The organism is Corynebacterium haematomassiliense (genome assembly GCF_013978595.1).
Classification (GTDB): domain Bacteria; phylum Actinomycetota; class Actinomycetes; order Mycobacteriales; family Mycobacteriaceae; genus Corynebacterium; species Corynebacterium lehmanniae.
Map to the genome: position 1 here is coordinate 554,727 of NZ_JACDTZ010000001.1, position 18,266 is coordinate 572,992.

General features: G+C 65.7%; 15 protein-coding genes and 1 tRNA gene. 5 read left to right on the plus strand and 11 right to left on the minus strand.

The genetic code is table 11. From position 1 onward, the window contains the following. The 3 genes from H0193_RS02670 to tetA are packed head-to-tail and all read right to left on the minus strand — an operon-like array spanning position 1 to position 3,924. Complete coding sequence (locus H0193_RS02670; RefSeq protein ID WP_070432493.1) at positions 1 to 534, minus strand: YbhB/YbcL family Raf kinase inhibitor-like protein; 534 nt, start codon at positions 532 to 534, stop codon at positions 1 to 3. A gap of 21 nt (positions 535 to 555) precedes the next feature. After that, positions 556 to 2,361 carry an ABC transporter ATP-binding protein gene (locus H0193_RS02675; RefSeq protein WP_181888437.1) on the minus strand — a complete coding sequence of 602 codons (1,806 nt, stop codon included), beginning with the start codon at positions 2,359 to 2,361 and terminating at the stop codon, positions 556 to 558. Further along, positions 2,362 to 3,924 carry a tetracycline efflux ABC transporter TetAB subunit A gene (gene tetA / locus H0193_RS02680; RefSeq protein ID WP_420838841.1) on the minus strand — a complete coding sequence of 521 codons (1,563 nt, stop codon included), beginning with the start codon at positions 3,922 to 3,924 and terminating at the stop codon, positions 2,362 to 2,364. Positions 3,925 to 4,032: 108 nt separating this feature from the next. Here tetA and H0193_RS02685 point away from each other — a divergent pair. Beyond that, positions 4,033 to 4,121, plus strand: a tRNA-Leu gene (locus H0193_RS02685). Between the two features lie 194 nt (positions 4,122 to 4,315). Here H0193_RS02685 and H0193_RS02690 read toward each other — a convergent pair. Then, positions 4,316 to 4,900: a hypothetical protein gene (locus H0193_RS02690; protein WP_181888438.1), complete on the minus strand. Its 585-nt coding sequence runs from the start codon at positions 4,898 to 4,900 to the stop codon at positions 4,316 to 4,318. A 71-nt stretch (positions 4,901 to 4,971) separates the two neighbouring features. Between H0193_RS02690 and H0193_RS02695 the strand changes: the two genes are divergently transcribed. After that, positions 4,972 to 5,667, plus strand: coding sequence for a TVP38/TMEM64 family protein (locus H0193_RS02695; RefSeq protein ID WP_181195005.1), 696 nt, complete (start codon positions 4,972 to 4,974; stop codon positions 5,665 to 5,667). 191 nt (positions 5,668 to 5,858) lie between these two features. On the opposite strand, the gene H0193_RS02700 is transcribed toward H0193_RS02695, so the two are convergent. Beyond that, a complete protein-coding gene (locus H0193_RS02700) occupies positions 5,859 to 7,328 on the minus strand; it encodes an integrase core domain-containing protein (RefSeq protein ID WP_181888439.1) in 1,470 nt (489 codons plus the stop codon). Positions 7,329 to 7,558: 230 nt separating this feature from the next. Here H0193_RS02700 and H0193_RS02705 point away from each other — a divergent pair, with 230 nt between their 5' ends. Further along, positions 7,559 to 8,128, plus strand: a complete 570-nt coding sequence (locus tag H0193_RS02705) for a MarR family transcriptional regulator (RefSeq protein WP_181888440.1) — start codon at positions 7,559 to 7,561, stop codon at positions 8,126 to 8,128. Here the strand turns inward: H0193_RS02705 and H0193_RS02710 are convergent. From H0193_RS02710 to H0193_RS02720, 3 genes are read right to left on the minus strand one after another with little or no spacing between them, the layout of a single operon-like run. Beyond that, positions 8,100 to 9,389: an SPFH domain-containing protein gene (locus H0193_RS02710; RefSeq protein ID WP_181888441.1), complete on the minus strand. Its 1,290-nt coding sequence runs from the start codon at positions 9,387 to 9,389 to the stop codon at positions 8,100 to 8,102. The two genes, H0193_RS02705 and H0193_RS02710, sit on opposite strands and share 29 nt — an antisense overlap. Further along, positions 9,390 to 9,818: an NfeD family protein gene (locus tag H0193_RS02715; protein WP_181888442.1), complete on the minus strand. Its 429-nt coding sequence runs from the start codon at positions 9,816 to 9,818 to the stop codon at positions 9,390 to 9,392. 20 nt (positions 9,819 to 9,838) lie between these two features. After that, positions 9,839 to 10,681: a DUF3097 domain-containing protein gene (locus H0193_RS02720; RefSeq protein WP_181888443.1), complete on the minus strand. Its 843-nt coding sequence runs from the start codon at positions 10,679 to 10,681 to the stop codon at positions 9,839 to 9,841. A 40-nt stretch (positions 10,682 to 10,721) separates the two neighbouring features. On the opposite strand from H0193_RS02720, the gene H0193_RS02725 reads away from it, so the two are divergent. Beyond that, entirely contained in the window at positions 10,722 to 11,474 is a 753-nt protein-coding gene (locus tag H0193_RS02725; protein WP_181888444.1) for a hypothetical protein, read from the plus strand. Here the strand turns inward: H0193_RS02725 and H0193_RS02730 are convergent. The 3 genes from H0193_RS02730 to H0193_RS02740 all read right to left on the minus strand — a co-directional run bounded on the left by H0193_RS02730 (position 11,471) and on the right by H0193_RS02740 (position 15,240). Then, entirely contained in the window at positions 11,471 to 12,508 is a 1,038-nt protein-coding gene (locus H0193_RS02730) for a ferrochelatase (RefSeq protein WP_181888445.1), read from the minus strand. The genes H0193_RS02725 and H0193_RS02730 overlap by 4 nt on opposite strands. Before the next feature lie 18 nt (positions 12,509 to 12,526). Continuing rightward, a complete protein-coding gene (locus H0193_RS02735; protein ID WP_392398982.1) occupies positions 12,527 to 14,227 on the minus strand; it encodes a DIP1281 family NlpC/P60 protein in 1,701 nt (566 codons plus the stop codon). A gap of 548 nt (positions 14,228 to 14,775) precedes the next feature. Further along, positions 14,776 to 15,240 carry an Rv1476 family membrane protein gene (locus tag H0193_RS02740; protein WP_181888447.1) on the minus strand — a complete coding sequence of 155 codons (465 nt, stop codon included), beginning with the start codon at positions 15,238 to 15,240 and terminating at the stop codon, positions 14,776 to 14,778. Positions 15,241 to 15,449: 209 nt separating this feature from the next. Between H0193_RS02740 and acnA the strand changes: the two genes are divergently transcribed. Beyond that, positions 15,450 to 18,227 carry an aconitate hydratase AcnA gene (acnA, locus tag H0193_RS02745; RefSeq protein WP_181888448.1) on the plus strand — a complete coding sequence of 926 codons (2,778 nt, stop codon included), beginning with the start codon at positions 15,450 to 15,452 and terminating at the stop codon, positions 18,225 to 18,227. The last annotated feature ends 39 nt before the right edge of the window (positions 18,228 to 18,266 follow it).

Sequence of the window (18,266 nt, forward strand, 5' to 3'; positions counted from 1 at the left end):
TTACTGGTTTTCGTACCAGCCCCAGATGATTGCTCGGCCGAGCGAGTGGAAGTTCAGGTTGAAGCCGAGCTGGGTGGGGTTGGCAATCTCGTCTGCGGGCAGCTCCGTGTCCACCGCGTGGACGGCGAACAGGTAGCGGTGCGGGCCGTGGCCGGCCGGCGGGTTCGCACCGTAGTAGCCCTTAACCCCGCTGTCGCCGGTGAGCACCACCGCGCCGACACCGAGGTCGTCCTTCGCGCCTGCTCCGGCTGGCAGCTCGGTAACGTCCGCGGGGATGTTGAACGCGGACCAGTGCCAGAAACCAGAGGCGGTCGGCGCGTCCGGGTCGAAGCAGGTCACCGCAAAGGTCTTGGTGCCCTCCGGGGCGCCGGACCAGGAAAGCTGCGGGCTGGTGGCGTTGTCGCCGGCAAGCGTGTCGGCGAGGCGCTCGCCGTCGACGATGTCCTCGGACGTGATGTCGAAGGACGGCACGTCCGCCAGCGGGGCGTACGGGTCGGGGCCGGGGAAACGGTCGGAAACATAATTTGCAGTCATGTCCCCATTCCTACCGGAGAGTTAGTGACCGCCGCCACTCCACGCAGCGAACAGTTGCGCGTATCTCCCGTCGGCGGCGACGAGTTCGGTGTGGGTGCCGTCCTCGATGATGCGCCCGGCGTCCATGACCAGGATCCGGTCCGCGGCCGCCGCCTGGTCTAGGCGGTGCGCCACCACCAGTGCCGTGGTGTCTGCGGTGATCCGCGCGGCGGCGTCCTCCAGCGCGTTGGTGGCGTCGCTGCCAGCTTCTGCCGTCGCCTCGTCCAGGATGAGCACCTTCGGGCCTGAGAGCGCCACGCGTGCGAGCGCGAGCTGCTGCTCCACCTCCGGGGGCAGCTCCTCCGCGCCTGCGCCGACGGCGGTGTCCAGCCCCTTCGGGAACAGGCGCGCGAACTGGGTGCCTTCAGGGTCGAGCCCGACACTTGCCAGCGCCCGCAGCAGGTCCGCGTCGGTCGCATCCTGTGCGGCCATCGAGAGGTCCTCGCGCAGGGTGCCGGCGAACAGGTGGACGTCCTGGGTGAGCAGGGTGACGTTCTTGGCGGTCCACGTGTCGCTGACCTGCGAGGTATCTACTGCGCCTACCCGGATGCACCCAGACGTGGGCTCCACCAGCCCCGCAATGAGCGCGGCGAGCGTGGACTTGCCGGCGCCCGAAGTCCCCACCAGTGCGGTAGTTGTTCCCGCCTCGAGCGTGACAGAGAGGTCCTCCAGCACGTTGGCGCCGCCCGGGTAGGCAAACGAGACGTGGTCGACTTCCACGTCCACCGGCTCCGCCAGATCCTCCGGAACGGCCGTAGCTTCACGCCCGTCCGCGAGCTTGGCCAGGCTCACCGCGCGGCCCACTGCGGTGGCCGCGCTCTGCAGCTCGCCGACGAAGAACAGGGCGTTGAACACCGTGACCTCGGCGCGGATGACCATGAACACGGCGGCACTCGCCTGGCCCGGGCTGACGGCACCGGCCGTCGCGAGCCACGCGCCGACGCCAAGCGTGAGCAGCACCCACGCGGCGAAAGCGACCTGGCCGATGCCTGTGAGCCGGATGAACCAGGGCACACGGTCCATCTCCGCCTCCACCGCGCCCCACGAGGTCCGCCGCATCCGTGCCAACGCCCAGCGCTCCAAGTCGAAGGCGCGCAGCGTGGGCAGGCCCCGGACGGTATCCAGCAGCACCGCGTTGCGACGCGCCTCCGCCACGCTCACCGCGTTGGAGGCATCCGGGATGGCGCGGACCACCGCGCGGGCGAACGGGTACGTGCAGATGCAGATCAAAAGCAGGATCAAGGCGAAGCGGACGTCGATAAGCAAAAGCCCGATAAACGTGATCGGAAAGACGAACACGGTGGTGAGCACGCGCGAGCCGATGGCGGTGATGGTTTGGACGACGTCGTCGATGTCCTTGGTCATGCGTGTGATCACGTTGCCGGTGCCGAGCTCCATCACCCGCGGCACAGGTGCGCGCAGGATCGCGTCGAGGCAGCGACGGCGCAAGTCGATGGACGCGCGGGCGACCTTGAGGCCCACCACGTAGTTACCGAGGGCGCGCAGGAATATCTCGACGAGCATGCAGGCCAACGCCAGTCCAACAGTCCACACAAAGGCGCGGGTGCCGGTGCCCAGTAGCGGCACCTCGCCTCCGGTGAGCGGGTCGACGCTGCGCCCGAACAGGTTCGACTGCGTGGTGTACACGGCGACGATGAGCGCCTGGATGAGCAGCAGACCCGCCCACCAGCGTCTGTCCAGCGCGTTGGGCAGCGCCGAGAGGTACGCGAAGGTCTCCTTCACACTTGCGGGTGCGACCGCGTCTGTGCGTGCGTAATCGGGCGCCATCTACGCCACCTCCAATTCGGTTCCAGCGTGCTGCCACGCGGCGTTTCCGGTGATGACCACGGTGGTTTTGTCTGCTCTGAGCGCGGCGACGGCTGCCACGACGTCCGCCTGTGTCACGGAATCGAGCCCCGTGGTCGGGTCGTCCGGGATGAGCACCTCCGGGTCGGCGGCGAGCGCCCTGGCAAGCGCGACGCGCTGGCGCTGCCCGCCGGAAAGGTTCAGGCCGGCCTCCCCCAGCGGCGCGTCCGGCAACTCGCCTGCTTCGTTGATACCGCCGAGCCTGCGGAGGATGTCTTGGCAGTGGGCGGCGGCGAGCGCCTGCTTGACGACGTCCTCCGGCACATCCCCGCGCGGGTTCACGTTGTCTGCGATGGTGCCCTCAAACACGTTGACGGTGTGCGGCGGGAACAGCACGTCTGCGCGCTGCGCCCACGCGGCGGCGGTGGCGTAGGAACGCTCCGCCGGCTCGAGAATCCACAGCCCCGCGCCTGGGACCGGTGTGTCTGTTAGCTCGGGCCCCGCGGTGTCGTCGCCCGCGTGGTGCAGCTGCTCGATGCGCTGGCCACTCGCGACGGCCCTGCCCCACCCGCTGGCCAGGTCGCCGAACGCTAAGCCCGCCATGGTCAACGCAGGCTGCACCAACAGTGCCACGGATGTCAGCTGCCCCGGGGTGATCTCCCCGCGCAGCGTCATCCACGCGCTCAAGCCCACGATGCCAAGGTTGCACAGCCACGCCACGCAAAACCTGGCGAAACCGAGCCACACCTCCACACGCAGGTGCGTGAGCATCAAGCGCTTCGCCTTCGCCGTTTCGGCGTGAAAACGTGTTGCCACGGTTGCACCCGCGCCTAGGCCTTTGACGGTGCGAATGCCTTGCGACGCATCCGTGGCCAAGCCAGCGACATCCGCCTCCGCGGCGCGACGCTTCAACGACACCCGCGTCACCGGCCCCGCGGTCCACGCGGCGAACAGAGCGATGATCAGCGCGCTGGCCGGGATGGCCAGTGAGATCCACGGGGAGACCGACCACATCGCCACCATCGCGCAGACCGCGTAGCCGATGGCCATGAGCGGAAACGACAGCAGCTCGCGGTAGCGGCCGACGGTGTTCGCGTCCGCGTCGATGGTGTTGAGTACGGTGCCGGGGCTCATCGCTCCCGCCCCGCGGCGCAGCACGCCCGAGGACAGGTGCTGCTGCGCGTTGTGGGTCACGCGGCGCACCGAGGCTGTGGCCAGGCCGTCGCCGGTGGCCTCGCCGATGAATTGGATGATGAAGATGCCGACCAGCACCGCGAAGAGCCACCATGCGTTGAACTTTTCTTCCCCCACCAGGCCGTCCACGATCATGCCCACCACCACCGGCACAAACGCGGCGATGCCGGAGCCGATGAGGTAGCTCAGAATGTGCAGCACCAGCACGCCCGGGTAGGCGCCAACCATGTCCCTGACCACGCGGTTCCCGCTGCTCCAGCGCGCCGGGTGGAGCCGCGCCGGATCGTCCGCTGGTGGGACGGGCGGGACGAACCAGCTGTACGTCTTCATTCTGCGCGGCGGTGGGATCATTCTGGAAAATCTAGCAAATATTCAGGGTTGTACTGGCGATTTGGCGGTTCATTCGCCCCGCCCTATAGTTATGCGAGTGCCCAGCCGAGAGGCTGAAAATCACCCTAAGCCCGGGTGGCGGAATGGCAGACGCGCTAGCTTGAGGTGCTAGTGTCCTATTAACGGACGTGGGGGTTCAAGTCCCCCTCCGGGCACCACCGGAACACCCCGACGCAGATCTTGCGGCGGGGTGATTTTAATTTTTCCGCCCACAGCTACGTCCAGCCGGGCCCGTTCATCGAGCCGATCGATCCCCCACCGAAGATGCCCAGCAGCATATTGGCAAACTCACTCATCCCTGGCGTCTCCGATTCGGGTGCGGAGACCAGCCCGGGTACCGCGACTGCAGTGCTCAGTTTTGCTCATCCGGCATCATCACCTTTGTCTGTGCAGCTGGGCGACGGTTCTCGGTTCCGCGGTTGAGCACCACAATGAGCAGGAAAAACCCAACGGCGAAGGCGATTACCACTGCGGCCCAGATGTACCCGAACAGCGGGGTTTCCCAAAGCAGGTGGGCCACATGAACCATGAGTTTGTGTGGAGCAGCGACCAACACGGCGGCGAGCACCACCGCTGCTATGTACGGCCAGGGCTTGCTGGAACGCGCAGTGAGATACGCCCAGGACATGGCCAAGAAAGAGATGGCAGGTCCGTAAATCCCGATGACGATAGCGTAACCGGCAGGCTCCCCTTTCAGTATTGGGAGGATCCACGGAGACGCGACTGCCACAACGACGAACCCGCAGGACACCGCTGTGCGTACGGCGCCGCCCGTCGATGCCCGCGCAGCCGCTATGCACCCGACGACGAGCGCAGTGCCATAAAACACCAGTGACAGCACCATCGGCCCATAGGTCACCCCGATTCCAAGAAATGTCAATATCAGTGAAAGTAGAAACAGGCCGACGGACGATGCATAGCGTTGATTTGAGCTCATGAGCCCCCCTCCTCAAGTTGGTTCCAGGCTACAGCCCGATCCTCCTCAAGTTGGTTCCAGGCTACAGCCCGATGGAAGATAGCGTGGTGAATCGTTTGCGGAAGGCACCCCGGAACCGGATCGCACTCATCGTTGCGGCCGGCGCGTTGTTCGTCGCAGCATGGATGCTTCTCGACGTTCCCCCGCTTTCGACCTTGCGCACCTGGTCCGATCAGACCGGTGCCTGGTTCCCCGTCCTGTTCTGGCTGCTGTACGTGCTGATCACCCAGTTCCCCATCCCGCGGACCCTGATGACGGTTTCCGCCGGCATCCTGTTCGGCACCGCCCGTGGGATCCTCATCGCGCTGACGGCGACGACGGTCAGCGCAATCATCTCGCTACTCATCGTCCGTACGCTGCTGCGGGATTGGGTGGAGCCGCGCCTGACGCACCCGGCCGTGGAGAACATCAACCGGCGACTCGAGGAACGCGGGTGGTTGGCCATCTTGAGCTTGCGCATGATCGCGGCCGTGCCGTTTTCCATCATGAACTACGCCGCCGCGCTCACCCGCGTACCGGTGATGCCGTTCGCGTTGGCGACGTTGGTGGGTTCCGCCCCGGGCACGATCCTGGTCACCCTGTTCGGCGACACGCTCACCGGCGAGGCGGACCCGGTGTTCGTGGCCATTATGGCGGTGCTCGCCGTCGTTGGCGTCGCTGGGCTGGTGCTGGACGCTCGCATGCCGACCCGCTCACCTGATCGTCTAGCAACCACTGATCCCCGCTAGACGAACAGCCCGCTATCGACACTCGCATTCAATATCACCTGGGAAAATGTCGAGCTCAACTCCGAATCGTCTAGCAATGTTATGTCTATGGACATTTTGGACGCGGAGTCTGGTCACTTATTGGACGTGGAGTCTGGTGACTTATTGGACACGGAGTCCAATGACTTTTTGGACTCCGCCTAGTGGTGGTCTTATTGGTCGGGTTTGTGTTTTTTCGGCCGAGGTTTGGATAGGTCTGGGCGCAGTTTCGGCGGTTGCCTGTGCTTCATGCCTTCAACGAGGTTGATGTTGATCTGCCCGCCGGCCGGGCGGTGCGTCAGCCTGATCGGTAGCGGCACGCTGAACAGGAACTCACCGTCGTGGGCGGTATAGAATTCGGCGACGTTATCGGGGGTGACGACGCTGAACAGCTTGCGGCTTTTAAACCGCAGGCCGATGTAGAGGCTGTAGCCGCACACCGGGACTGTCCCGTGCCGGTTGACTTCGAGTTCTACTGGCACGTCGAAGCGGTAGTTTTCCGCGGCGTCGCGGGGATCTATGGTGGGGGCATCCGTGTGTGATGTACCTGGTGTGGTGATTGCACGAACGGTTTCGACCTTGGGCGAAGTGGCAGCTTCCCCAGGGTCGTTTTTCTTCGCTGGTGGTTGCGCCAGCGGGTTGTGTGCCAGGTTGTAGTCGACCACGCGCTGCCAGATCACATCAGGATCCAGCGGATCGGTTGGGGATTCCGCCTGCGGGAAGCTCTCCCAGGCTTGTTGCGGGGTGATGTGCATTTTGCCGACGCGCAGGCTTTGGTGATGCCGCTGGGTGTTGTAGACCTCGCGGTAGATATCAATGGCGGCTTCAAGCTCGGCGAACGTTGTGGGTGTGCGCGCATCAAGAAATTGCACCAGGGTGCGGTGCGCGCGTTCATCCTTGCCTTGGGTCGTTGGCGCAAAGCCTGCAATAGCCATTACGCCTTGTTCTGCCAGCCACACTTCTGTGGCTGATAAACGACCGCGGTGATAGGTGGCAAACGCTTCGCTGTTGTCCGACAGGATCTCTTGGGGTTTGCGGTAGCGGGCAAACGCCTCGTTGAGTGTGGTGCGTGCGTCGGAGCCGTTTTCGGGCAGCTTAAACGCTTTAGTGCCGACATCGAATCTGCTGGCGTCGTCGATGACCTGGTAGATGGTGACCTGGGTGTGAGCAACGTCGAACAGGCGGTAGACCACCGCGTCGATCTGCCACAACTCGCACACATAATCACGGGCAAAACGCTTATACGAGCTGCGGGGGCGTTTGCGAGCATTGGCGTCGACCAGCCCGGCTTTATTCAGCCACGCTGCAATCGTTGGTCGTGACGGCGTGCGATCCGGTCCGACGGTGTCGAGCAAGTGGTAGTGAATCGAGATCGGCCCGTAGTCCAACCCCTGCTGCTTGAGTGCAACGCGGGCATCGAAGACGGCCTGGCGGTCGGCATCGGTGTACTTCCGAGCTGGGTTTTTCGGGGCGGTGCTGTCCGGCAAAATACCCGCCCGGCCGTGCTTGGCGACACGATCTTTCAGGTTGTGGAACGTCTGGCGTGAGATCCCTTCTTCCTTGCAGAACTGCGTGATGGTTTTGTCGTCGCGGACAGGATCGAAATCCGCGATCTTCCTACGTAAATGCGATGAAATAGCCATCCGGCTATTCCACCGCAGTGTCCAACAAGTCATCAGACATGATGTCCAATAAGTCACCAGACTCCGCGTCCAAAAACTCACCAGACTCTGCGTCCAAAAAGTGTCAAGACATGACACGAATCGTCTAGCAAACTGAAGCAAACCGCTAGACGATCCGGCTGTAGGGCCTGGCCCCACCGTCTACGTGTCGGAGTCAAGCCCCAAGGGTAGACCGGAGTACGCTACGGCCTATGATTGCCGTGCATGCGAGGTACCGGGGCCGCGAGAAGGCCCGCGCCGCCGTGGTTGAGCGCTCCGCTGAGGCGCTCAGTGGCCTGCCCGGTGTTGCAGGCTTCGAGGTGCTCGGGGTGGAAGACATCCGCTCGAAGGTCGAGGACGCCGAAGCTGCGCTGAACCTGATCATGGCGCTGCTTTCGGACGGCAACTGGGCCATCGGGCTCGGCATCAGCGACGGCGAGGGCTCCACGCGCGACGCTTCTGCCACCGCGACGAAAGCTGTCGGAACGAGGGCGGGCCAGGTGCGGGTGATCGTCGATAGGCAACAAGCGACGACTGAGGCCGCGGACATCGCGGCGACCTTCGCGCTGATGGCGCACGTGCTGCACAAGCGCACCTACGAGGGGCGCGAGGCGACATCGCTGGTGCGGCGCGGCATGAACCAAAATGAGGCCGCCGCAACCCTGGGCATCTCCAAACAGGCGATGAGCCAGCGGTTGCAGGCGGCCGGGTGGCCCGCGGAGCAGGCCGGGTGGCAGCTAGCGCTGAATTTGATTACTCGGGCTGCTGGTCAGGGCGAGTAACGGGGCGCGAGACCGGCTCGGACACGTCAGTGTCGCGGCCGAAATCCTGCTCGAAGCCGGTGCGCTCCGGCTCGCCCGCGGTGATCTCGCGGCGGGTGGCGCCGCTGGGTTCCGGCTTGATCGAATCCTGCGCTGACCCCTGTGCCGCATCCTGGGTCGGATCCGGGTCGTCGACGTGCTTGTTGGCCACCGCGCGCGCCTCGGCGAGAGCCTTTGCCAGCTCCGGGTCGGTGGAAGTGTCGAACCAGCGGTCGGTGTTGTCCGCCTGGGCCATCTCCCGGTCGCGGTCGTTCGGGGACTCGGACTCGTAGCGGAACACGCCGTCGTCGTCCTTGTTGGCGAAGGCGCGGGCGAACTGCTGCAGGGAGTCGCCGAACTGGGACGGGATCATCCACATCGTCGCCGCGTCGTTGTTCGCGATCTTCGGCAGCTGCTCCAGGTACTGGTACGCCAGCAACTCCGGGGTCACGCCGGAAGACTTGATGGCGGCGTTGACCTTCTGGATCGCGCGGGCCTCACCCTGCGCGGCCAGGTACTTGGCGGCGCGCTCACCCTCGGCGCGCAGCATCATCGCCTGACGCTCCGCCTCAGCCGCGAGGATGGCCGCGTGCTTCTCGCCCTCCGCGGAGAGGATGCGCGCCTGCTTCTCACCCTCTGCGGTCTTGATGTCGGACTCGCGCTTACCTTCAGCAGTGAGAATCATGGCGCGCTTTTCGCGGTCCGCCTTCATCTGCATCTCCATGGACTGCTGGATGGACGGCGGCGGATCAATCGCCTTCAGCTCCACTCGGCTGATGCGAAGGCCCCACTTGGCGGTGGCCGCGTCCAGCTCGCCGCGCAGGCGGCGGTTGATGGTCTCGCGCGAGGTCAGCGTCTCCTCGAGCGTCATGCCGCCGACGACGTCGCGCAGCGTTGCCACGGAAATCTGCTCCACGCCCACGAGGTAGTTGTCCACGCCGTAGATGGCCTTGGCCGGGTCGTTGATCTGGAACGTGACCACCGTGTCGATCGCCACGGTCAGGTTGTCCTGGGTGATCACGGCCTGTGGCGGGAAGGACACCACGCGCTCACGGGTGTCCACGCGCTCGCGCACGCGGTCAATGTAGGGCACGAGGAACGTCAGCCCGCCGGACGCGGTGCGGGTGTAGCGGCCGAGGCGCTCAATAACCGCCGCTTCCCCCTGCGGGATCAGCTTGATAGACGCGGTGAGAACTGCCACCACCAGCGCGATGATGACGAAGAATGTGATAAACCCTCCCATTTAGGGCTCCTTCCACACGACAGCGACGGGGCCGTCAATATCGTAAACGGTCACGCGGGATCCCGCCGGGATGGTTTCCGCCGGGTCGAGGCCGCGGGCGGACCACAGGGAGCCGTCGAGACGCACCTGGCCGTTACCGCCCACGATGTCCTCGACGACCTCGGCCGTGCTGCCCACGAGCGCCCGCGGCGAGTCGTCCAACACCAGCGGCTTTTCCATCCGGCGGCGCAGCGGCGGGCGCAGGAAGAACCAGAACAGCGCGGACGAGGCGGCGAACACAGTGACTTCCGCCCACATGGGCACGCCTGCGAGCGCCACGAGCGCGGTGGTCAGGGCGCCCGCGCCGAGCATGAGCAGCGTCAGCTCGCCCACGGTCAGTTCCAGCAGCGCCAACAGCGCCGCGGCCAAAAACCAAAGCAAAGGTCCCACGTGTTTTACCTTACATCTGTCTAGAGGTCGTGTTTCGACAATTCGGGGTTGGTGACGAAGTCCACCAGCCGCTCAACTGCCCCGATGAGCGTGGAATCGAGGTCGCGGAAGGTGCTCACCGAGGACGACACGTGGCGCCACCCCTCCTTCGGGTCCGACCATCCGAGGCGGCGGCACACGCCCGTCTTCCAGTCCTCGCCGTAGGGCACCTCCGGCCACGCGGGGATGCCCACGCTCGCGGGCTTCACCGCCGCCCAGATGTCGATGTAGGGGTGGCCGGTGACCAGCACGTGCGGGCCGACGTGTTCCACCAGCCGGGATTCCTTCGTGCCCTCAATCAGGTGGTCCGCCAGCACCCCGATGCGCCGGCCGGGGCCGGGCTGGAACTCATGCAGTCGCTCCTGCAGGTTGTCCAGGCCCTCGAGGTACTCCACCACCACGCCTTCGACGCGTAGGTCGTGGCCCCACACCTGCTCCACAATCGCAGCGTCATGGATACCCTCGACCCAGATACGCGACGGCATGGCCACTTTCGCCTGCGCGTTCTCCACCTTGCGCGAGCCCGAGTTGGACCGCTTCGGCCCCTCGTCGCGCGGCGCGACGTAGCGGGTCAGCGTCACCCGCTGGCCTTCCACCATGAACGCGCCGGGGAGCATTTTGAACAGGCGCTGCGTGCCGTAGCGGTCCTCCAGGCGCACGAAGTCGCCGTCGTAGGTGCGCTCGAACCCGACGACGGCGCCGACAAAATCGTTGCCCACGATCTCCACGATAATGCCGGGTTCCGCCGGCATCTCCGGGTAGCTCGGGCGCTTACTACGCACGTGTCCGCTGAAAATGTCTCCGCTGTACCGGCTATCTCGCATAATGCGTCCGCATTGTATCGGCCCCGTTACACTGGCCCGGATGCACACGCGCGCCGAAGTCTATTCACCCCTGCAAAACACCGCCGTCTGGCTGGCGGCCTGGCTCTACAACGTCGAATCCGCCGACGACACCGTCGACGCGCTCACGGACCTCGGAGGCGCACATTCGTACGGCAGCCTGCCTATGGTGCATTTGCTTCACGACGTCCGCTCCGCCGCCGACCTTTCCACCCCCGGCCCCGCAGTCAGACTCGTCCTTTGGGGCCCGGGCCAGGCGCCGCGGCTTCGGGCAGGCTCGCCCGCGATGGAGGCGCTGACGCAGGCCGGGGCGCTGGTCGTGCGCGGTGCCGGCATGCACCACATCCTGGTGCCGGAGTATTCGGGCAGCGGCGTGAACTGGCGCTGGTTCGAGGACCCGGAGCCGCTGCCCGAGCCGGAGTGGCTCTCGCCTGGCGAGGCCGACCAGCTGCTGTCGCGCGCGACCGAGCAGGCGGCGGTGCTGATCGAGGCCGCAGGCGGGACCCGCAAGGAGCTGCCGAACCCGCGGCTTGCAGTGGGCACGCTCGCGGACTTCTACGACACCCCGGGCCTGCCCGCCGGCGTCACGCCGCGCGCGGCGAAACTGTTCGCGCGGGCAGACCGCGTGGCCGCGACGATTGAGACGGTGACCGACCGCCTGGGCGACCACTCCTTCGACCCCCAGCTTTTCGCCCTGTGGCGCCACGTCCGCTCCGCCCGCATGGCCGGTGTGGCCGATGCGGTGGTGGACTACCAGCGCGAGTGGTCGCGTTAGCGCTGCGGGCGCTTCGCCGGAGCGCAGCAGCCTTCCTTGCACGGCGCGCCGTTGACGGTGCAGCCCTGCACCGAGACCGAAGACAAGGTTTTAGGCTTGACATTCGCGCCAACAGCCTCGGCGATTTCGACCACCATCCCTGCGAACGCGGGCTCGAGCCCGACGGTCGGGGTACGCTCTAAGGTCACGCCCATCTCCTCGCACGCCTGCTTCAGCTCGGTGTCGAGGTCCCAGACCACCTCCATGTGGTCGGTGATGAACCCGATGGGCACGCAGATGAGGTGCTCCATGCCGTCGGCCTTGAGCTCCTGGGCGCGGTCCACCACGTCCGGTTCCAGCCACGGCGTCGCGGGGTTTCCGGAGCGCGACTGCCACACCACTTCAAAGCTGTCTACGCCTGCGTGCTTTGCGACGAGCTCCGCCGCCTCCGCAACCTGCCTCGAGTACAGGTGCTGGTCTGCCGGCCCGCCGGAGTTCTCGTCTGCTGCGGTGGGCACACTATGCGCGGTGAACAGCACGCGGGTGTCGCCGGTCGCCTTCTCTACGGCCGCGCGTAGTCCGGCGGCGACAAGCTCGACGAACGTCGGGTGCCCGTAGAACTGCCACAGCTTCGTGTAGGTGATCTCCGGCGTGACCTCTCGGATGCGCTGGATGTCCTCGTCGTACTGGCGGCAGGCGGAGTAACCGCCCCAGGCGCTGGTGGCGAAGACGAGGACGTTCCTGTGGCCGTCGTCAAGCAATTGCTTGGCTGCCTCCTCGGCGAACGGGTGCCAGTTGCGGTTGCCGAAGTAGACAGGCAGGCCGATGCCGCGCGCCGAAAGCTCGGCCTCGATGTGGGCGATGAGCTCGCGGTTCTGCGCGTTGAGGGGGCTGACACCGCCGAAGTGGAAGTAGTGCTCGCCGACCGCCGCAAGACGCTCGCGGGGGATGCCGCGGCCGCGCGTGACGTTCTCGAGAAAAGGAATAACCTCGTCCTCTCCCTCGGGGCCGCCGAAGGAAAGAACGAGGAGTGCGTCGTAGTCGTTGAGAGCCATGCCCTCGAGCTTATCCCGCTAGAGCAGGCGCACCGCGTTCGGAGCCATGCCGGACCAACGCACCGGAGCAATGGTGACGTTCTGGCCGGACTGCGGCGCCTCGATCATGGTGCCGTCGCCGAGGTAGATGGCCACGTGCTGGTTGCCGCCCGGGCCCCAGAACAGCAGGTCACCACGCTGGGCCTCGCTGGCCGGGATCTGCGTGCCACGCTGGTACTGGTAGCCGGTGTAGTGCGGCAGCGCCACGCCGGCGGCCGCGAACGCGTAGAGCACCAGGCCGGAGCAGTCGAAGCCGGACACCGAACCGCCGTTGACGCCGGTGGTCGGGCCGTTGGCGTCGCCGCCGCCCCACACGTACGGGGTGCCGATAGCGGACTGTGCACGCGCGATCACGGTCTCCACCTGGGAGGAGTTCGACACCGCGGCGACAGACTTCTGTGTCTTGGCGGAGACATCAGCAGCCGTCTCAACCTCGGGCAGCACAGTGGACAGGGAATCCGCAGAGTCCGCAGTTTCCGTGGTGTCGGAAGTCTGCTCGACCGTGCCCAGCGCACCGTTCAGCCCATCCGCGAAGGCGGTGACCAGCTCGACGGCATCCGTGTTGGAGCTGTCGAAGGAGCCGTGGTTGGCCGCCACGCCGCCGACCATCGCGATGCCGGCCGCGACGGCGCCGACCTTGGCGATCGTGTCGCTGTCCAGCGCTGGCAGGCCGGCCTGGGACGACAGCGCGGCGATGTCGCTTGCAGAGGAGGTCTGCGCAACAGTGCGCACCGCGTCCACCACGACCTCGCGGCTGGGCTCCGGGGCCTCCGGGGCGTCGTTGGACACGCGCTTGCGCACCAGGTCCACGACCTCTTCGGGCACCTCGTAGGTGGTGTCGCCCTTGGACACGGTCAAGGTGGCCGCGTACGGGTCGGCAGCGATGGCGTTGTCGGGGGCAGCTTCAGCAGCCTCGGCCGACGCAGCATTATCTGCAGACGGGGTTTCTGCGGTTTCAGCCTGCGCCGGGCGCTGCTGCTCCAGGTCCTTCTGCGCGCTATCGAGCTGGGACTGGGCGGCGTCGCGCTCAGCGACGGAGGCTTCGAGCGCGGCGCGGTTTGCGTCGAGAAGCTCGCGCGCGTTTGCCTCGGCCTGCTTCGCCTCGGCCTCGGAAGCGTCGGCGAGCTCGCTCGCCTCGCGCAGCGTGGCCTCCTCATTCGCCGCCTCGGCACGCGCCTGCTCCGCCTCGGCGAGCTTGGCGCGCTTCTCCTCCGAGCGCTGGCGCAGGAAGAACGAGCGGTCGAGCACGTCGCGCTGCGTGTCCTTGCCGCTGACGGCGACGAGCGCGTCACCCGGGCTCGCGCCGCGGTACTGCGAACGGCTCAGCTCGTCGAGCTCGGCGCGTAGGACGTCGACACGCTCCTGGGCTTCGTCGAGACGTCGCTTCGCCTCGTCCTTGCCGCGGCGGGCCTGCTCGGCCTTGACCTGCGCATCGTGCAGGTCCACCAGGGACTGGTTGACGGACTCCTGCAGGCCGCCGAGGTCGAGGTTGAGCGAGTCCACGTTAGCTTGCGCACGGGACACAGCGGTCACGAGTTCGCCCATTGCAGAGGTGGAACTCTGACCGGTGGCGGCCGGGCTGACTAGGCCCGCCGCCAAAGAAACAGTTGCGGCACACGCGGCGGCACCGAGCACATTTCGCGCACGACCAAACCGGGTGCCCCTTTGTGGATTTGCCACGAAGGTGCTCCTCACACCGCCCGTCGCGCACACTTCAGCGGCACTCGGGCGATCAAGAAAACCCGAGGCTTCAAAGCGCAGGCGAAAACCGTGACTAGCGGTTCCACGAGCGGTCTAGATGTTGACTACTGACGCGGCAGCGCGAATCCCGGCTGGCACAGCTCTGCCCTGGAACCTGGTACTCGGCGTGCTTCCCCACATGCCCGAACCTTCGCGGGCGCTTGACTAGAGCGCCCTAACGGTGCCATTGCGTTGCGTGTGACAACCATCGACCCGCGAGCCGATACGGGAACCATACGTCAAGGCAACAAACTTGTATCCCTTTCGTTACAAACAATCTCGCGAGTCAAGGCCATTCACATGATTCACACACGCCTCACCAGCGCAAACTGCAACGGCAGAGCGTTACGTGACGTTTGTCACACTGCCTGGATCACGCTCGTAAAAGTTGACCAAACTGATGAAAACGTGGAATCTGACCTGCGGGTTTCCGGGGTGCGCGTCAACTTTTGCGAGCGAGCGCGTCAAGGCAGCAAGCTTGTCGACGACTACCCGCGGCGGGCGGAGAACGCAGCCGCCGCAGCTACCGCGGCAAGGACGACGAGCACGGCCGCGACCACCAGCGGCCAGTTCAACGAGAACCCGTTGGCAGCGTCGGCGAAGGCGTGGACGCCGGCGACGTAATCCGGTTCGGCGACCATCGCCCGCTCACCGCGCTCCACCTGCGCGCGGGTCAAGGAGTCGCTCACCCCGACGGCGACCTGCGGGGTGCGCACCAGCACTGTGTCGAGACCGGTTTCGGCGGCGGCGTCCTGCGCCAAGTCGCGAAGGTCCGCGATCACCGGCGGGGTCTGCTCGAGCACGATCATCCCCGCGGGGTCGAGGCTGGCGTCGGCGAGAGCGGCTTGCAGTGCCGGACCCAGCTCCGCGTTGACCGGATTGTCGGTGCCGAACGCCACCGAGGACGAGGCGAGCTGAGAGACAAGTTCTTCCAGCGTGGCTTCGGTCTGCATCGGCCTTGCTCCTCGGGTTTCCGGGCGATCTATACGGTCGGTTTTGCAGTGTAACGGTGGGGGCCGGAGGTGCGTCGATAGGCGTAATGCGAAAACATAACGAGCGTACTGTTAATATGGGCGCGGAACTATGGAAGGTCGCTTAAACTGATGGCTTGACCATAGGGTCGCTAACCCCTGATTTGATACGACGAGAATTGGAGCTCACCGTGGCAGAAAGCAAGAACTCGTTCGGTGCCAAGAAGACGCTCGAGGTCGGCGGAAAGTCCTACGACTACTTCGCACTCGACGCCGTCGAAGGCATGGAGAAACTCCCCTACTCCCTCAAGGTGCTGGGGGAGAACCTCCTGCGCACCGAGGACGGCAAGAACGTCACCGAGGACCACATCAAGGCCATCGCGAACTGGGACCCCTCGGCAGAGCCGAGCGTGGAAATTCAGTTCACCCCGGCCCGCGTCCTCATGCAGGACTTCACCGGCGTGCCGTGCGTGGTCGACCTTGCAACCATGCGTGAGGCCGTGAGCACCCTCGGCGGCAACCCGGACCAGGTCAACCCGCTGAACCCGGCCGAGATGGTCATCGACCACTCCGTGATCATCGAGGCATTCGGCTCCGAGAACGCCATCGACAAGAACGTCGAGATCGAGTACCAGCGCAACGAGGAGCGCTACCAGTTCCTGCGCTGGGGTGCAGAGAACTTCTCCAACTTCCGCGTCGTCCCGCCGGGAACCGGCATTGTCCACCAGGTCAACATCGAGTACCTCTCCCGCGTCGTCTTCGACAACGAGGGCCTGGCCTACCCGGACACCTGCATTGGCACCGACTCCCACACCACCATGGAAAACGGCCTGGGCATCCTGGGCTGGGGCGTCGGCGGCATCGAGGCTGAGGCCGCAATGCTGGGCCAGCCGGTCTCCATGCTCATCCCGCGCGTCGTGGGCTTCAAGCTCACCGGCGAGATCCCGACCGGCGTGACCGCAACCGACGTCGTGCTCACCATCACCGAGATGCTGCGCGAGCACGGCGTTGTGCAGAAGTTCGTCGAGTTCTACGGCAACGGCGTCAAGGAAATCCCGCTGGCGAACCGCGCCACCATCGGCAACATGTCCCCGGAGTTCGGCTCCACCTGCGCGATCTTCCCGATCGACGAGGAGACCATCAACTACCTGCACCTGACCGGTCGCTCCCAGGAGGACATCGACCGTGTCGAGGCGTACGCCAAGGCGCAGGGCATGTGGCTGGAGCAGGACGCCGAGGAGGCCGAGTACTCCGAGTACCTCGAACTGGACCTGTCCACCGTCGTCCCGTCCATCGCCGGCCCGAAGCGCCCGCAGGACCGCATTCTGCTGTCCGAGTCCAAGAACACCTTCCGCAAGCAGCTGCCGGACTACAACACCGCAGGCGAGGGCACTGAAGAGCCGGTTCGCGCCGAGAAGGTCGACGCCGTCTCCTACAACGAGTCCTGGGCCGCCAACGGCGAGTCCGCCGCTGAGGGCGCAGAGGGCCGCGCTTCCAAGCCGGTCATCGTCGAGTCCCCGAAGGGCGGCGAGTACACCCTGGACCACGGCTTCGTGGCCATCGCTGCCGTGACCTCCTGCACCAACACCTCCAACCCGTCCGTCATGGTCGGCGCCGCCCTGCTGGCACGCAAGGCCGCCGAGAAGGGCCTGAAGGCCAAGCCGTGGGTCAAGACCATCATGGCTCCGGGCTCCCAGGTCGTGGACGGCTACTACGAGCGCGCTGACCTGTGGAAGGACCTGGAGGCCGTCGGCTTCTACCTCTCCGGCTTCGGCTGCGCATCCTGCATCGGCAACTCCGGCCCGCTGCCGGCCGAGGTTTCCGACGCCGTCAACGAGTTCGACCTCACCGCAACCGCCGTGCTGTCCGGCAACCGCAACTTCGAGGGCCGCATCTCCCCGGACGTGAAGATGAACTACCTCGCGTCCCCGCTGCTGGTCATCGCATACGCCATCGCCGGCACCATGGACTTCGACTTCGAGACCCAGCCGCTGGGCCAGGACACCGACGGCAACGACGTTTTCCTCAAGGACGTCTGGCCGTCCACCGAAGAGATCGAAGAGACCATCGCAGGCACCATCTCCCGCGAGATGTACGAGGCCGACTACGCCGACGTGTTCAAGGGCGACGAGCAGTGGCAGGGTCTGGACATCCCGACCGGCAAGACCTTCGACTGGAACGAGGACTCCACCTACATCCGCAAGGCGCCGTACTTCGACGGCATGCCGGAGGAGCCGGAGGCAGTCCAGGACATCGAGGGCGCACGCGTGCTGGCCAAGCTGGGCGACTCGGTGACCACCGACCACATCTCGCCGGCTTCCTCCATCAAGCCGGGCACCCCGGCCGCGAACTACCTGGACGCCAACGGTGTCGAGCGCAAGGACTACAACTCCTTCGGCTCCCGCCGCGGCAACCACGAGGTCATGGTCCGCGGCACCTTCGCCAACATCCGCCTGCGCAACCAGCTGGTGGACGAGCAGGGCGGCTACACGCGCGACTTCACCCAGGAGGGCGCACCGCAGGCCTACATCTACGACGCCGCGATGAACTACGCCGAGAAGAACATCCCGCTGGTGGTCATCGCCGGCAAGGAGTACGGCACCGGTTCCTCCCGCGACTGGGCTGCGAAGGGCACCAACCTGCTGGGCGTGAAGGCCGTCATCGCCGAGTCCTTCGAGCGCATCCACCGCTCGAACCTCATCGGCATGGGCGTGCTGCCGCTGCAGTTCCCGGAGGGCCAGTCCCACGAGTCCCTCGGCCTGGACGGCACCGAAACCTTCACCCTGACCGGCATCACCGAGTTCAACAACGGTGAGATCCCGGCGACGGTCCACGTCAAGGCTGAGAAGGACGGCGCCGACGCCGTCGAGTTCGACGCAGTGGTCCGCGTGGATACACCGGGTGAGGCGGAGTACTTCCGCCACGGCGGCATCCTGCAGTACGTGCTGCGCCAGATGGTCAAGAGCTAACAGGCTTTCGGCCGTCGTTTCAGGGGCCCCGCACGCCGC

Bases quoted from the DNA above. Each gene is read 5' to 3' on its own strand.
- H0193_RS02670 (WP_070432493.1), bottom strand. From the start codon at position 534: ATGACTGCAAATTATGTTTCCGACCGTTTCCCCGGCCCCGACCCGTAC.
- H0193_RS02675 (WP_181888437.1), bottom strand. From the start codon at position 2,361: ATGGCGCCCGATTACGCACGCACAGACGCGGTCGCACCCGCAAGTGTG.
- tetA (WP_420838841.1), bottom strand. From the start codon at position 3,924: ATGATCCCACCGCCGCGCAGAATGAAGACGTACAGCTGGTTCGTCCCG.
- H0193_RS02690 (WP_181888438.1), bottom strand. From the start codon at position 4,900: ATGAGCTCAAATCAACGCTATGCATCGTCCGTCGGCCTGTTTCTACTT.
- H0193_RS02695 (WP_181195005.1), top strand. From the start codon at position 4,972: ATGGAAGATAGCGTGGTGAATCGTTTGCGGAAGGCACCCCGGAACCGG.
- H0193_RS02700 (WP_181888439.1), bottom strand. From the start codon at position 7,328: ATGGCTATTTCATCGCATTTACGTAGGAAGATCGCGGATTTCGATCCT.
- H0193_RS02705 (WP_181888440.1), top strand. From the start codon at position 7,559: ATGATTGCCGTGCATGCGAGGTACCGGGGCCGCGAGAAGGCCCGCGCC.
- H0193_RS02710 (WP_181888441.1), bottom strand. From the start codon at position 9,389: ATGGGAGGGTTTATCACATTCTTCGTCATCATCGCGCTGGTGGTGGCA.
- H0193_RS02720 (WP_181888443.1), bottom strand. From the start codon at position 10,681: ATGCGAGATAGCCGGTACAGCGGAGACATTTTCAGCGGACACGTGCGT.
- H0193_RS02725 (WP_181888444.1), top strand. From the start codon at position 10,722: ATGCACACGCGCGCCGAAGTCTATTCACCCCTGCAAAACACCGCCGTC.
- H0193_RS02730 (WP_181888445.1), bottom strand. From the start codon at position 12,508: ATGGCTCTCAACGACTACGACGCACTCCTCGTTCTTTCCTTCGGCGGC.
- H0193_RS02740 (WP_181888447.1), bottom strand. From the start codon at position 15,240: ATGCAGACCGAAGCCACGCTGGAAGAACTTGTCTCTCAGCTCGCCTCG.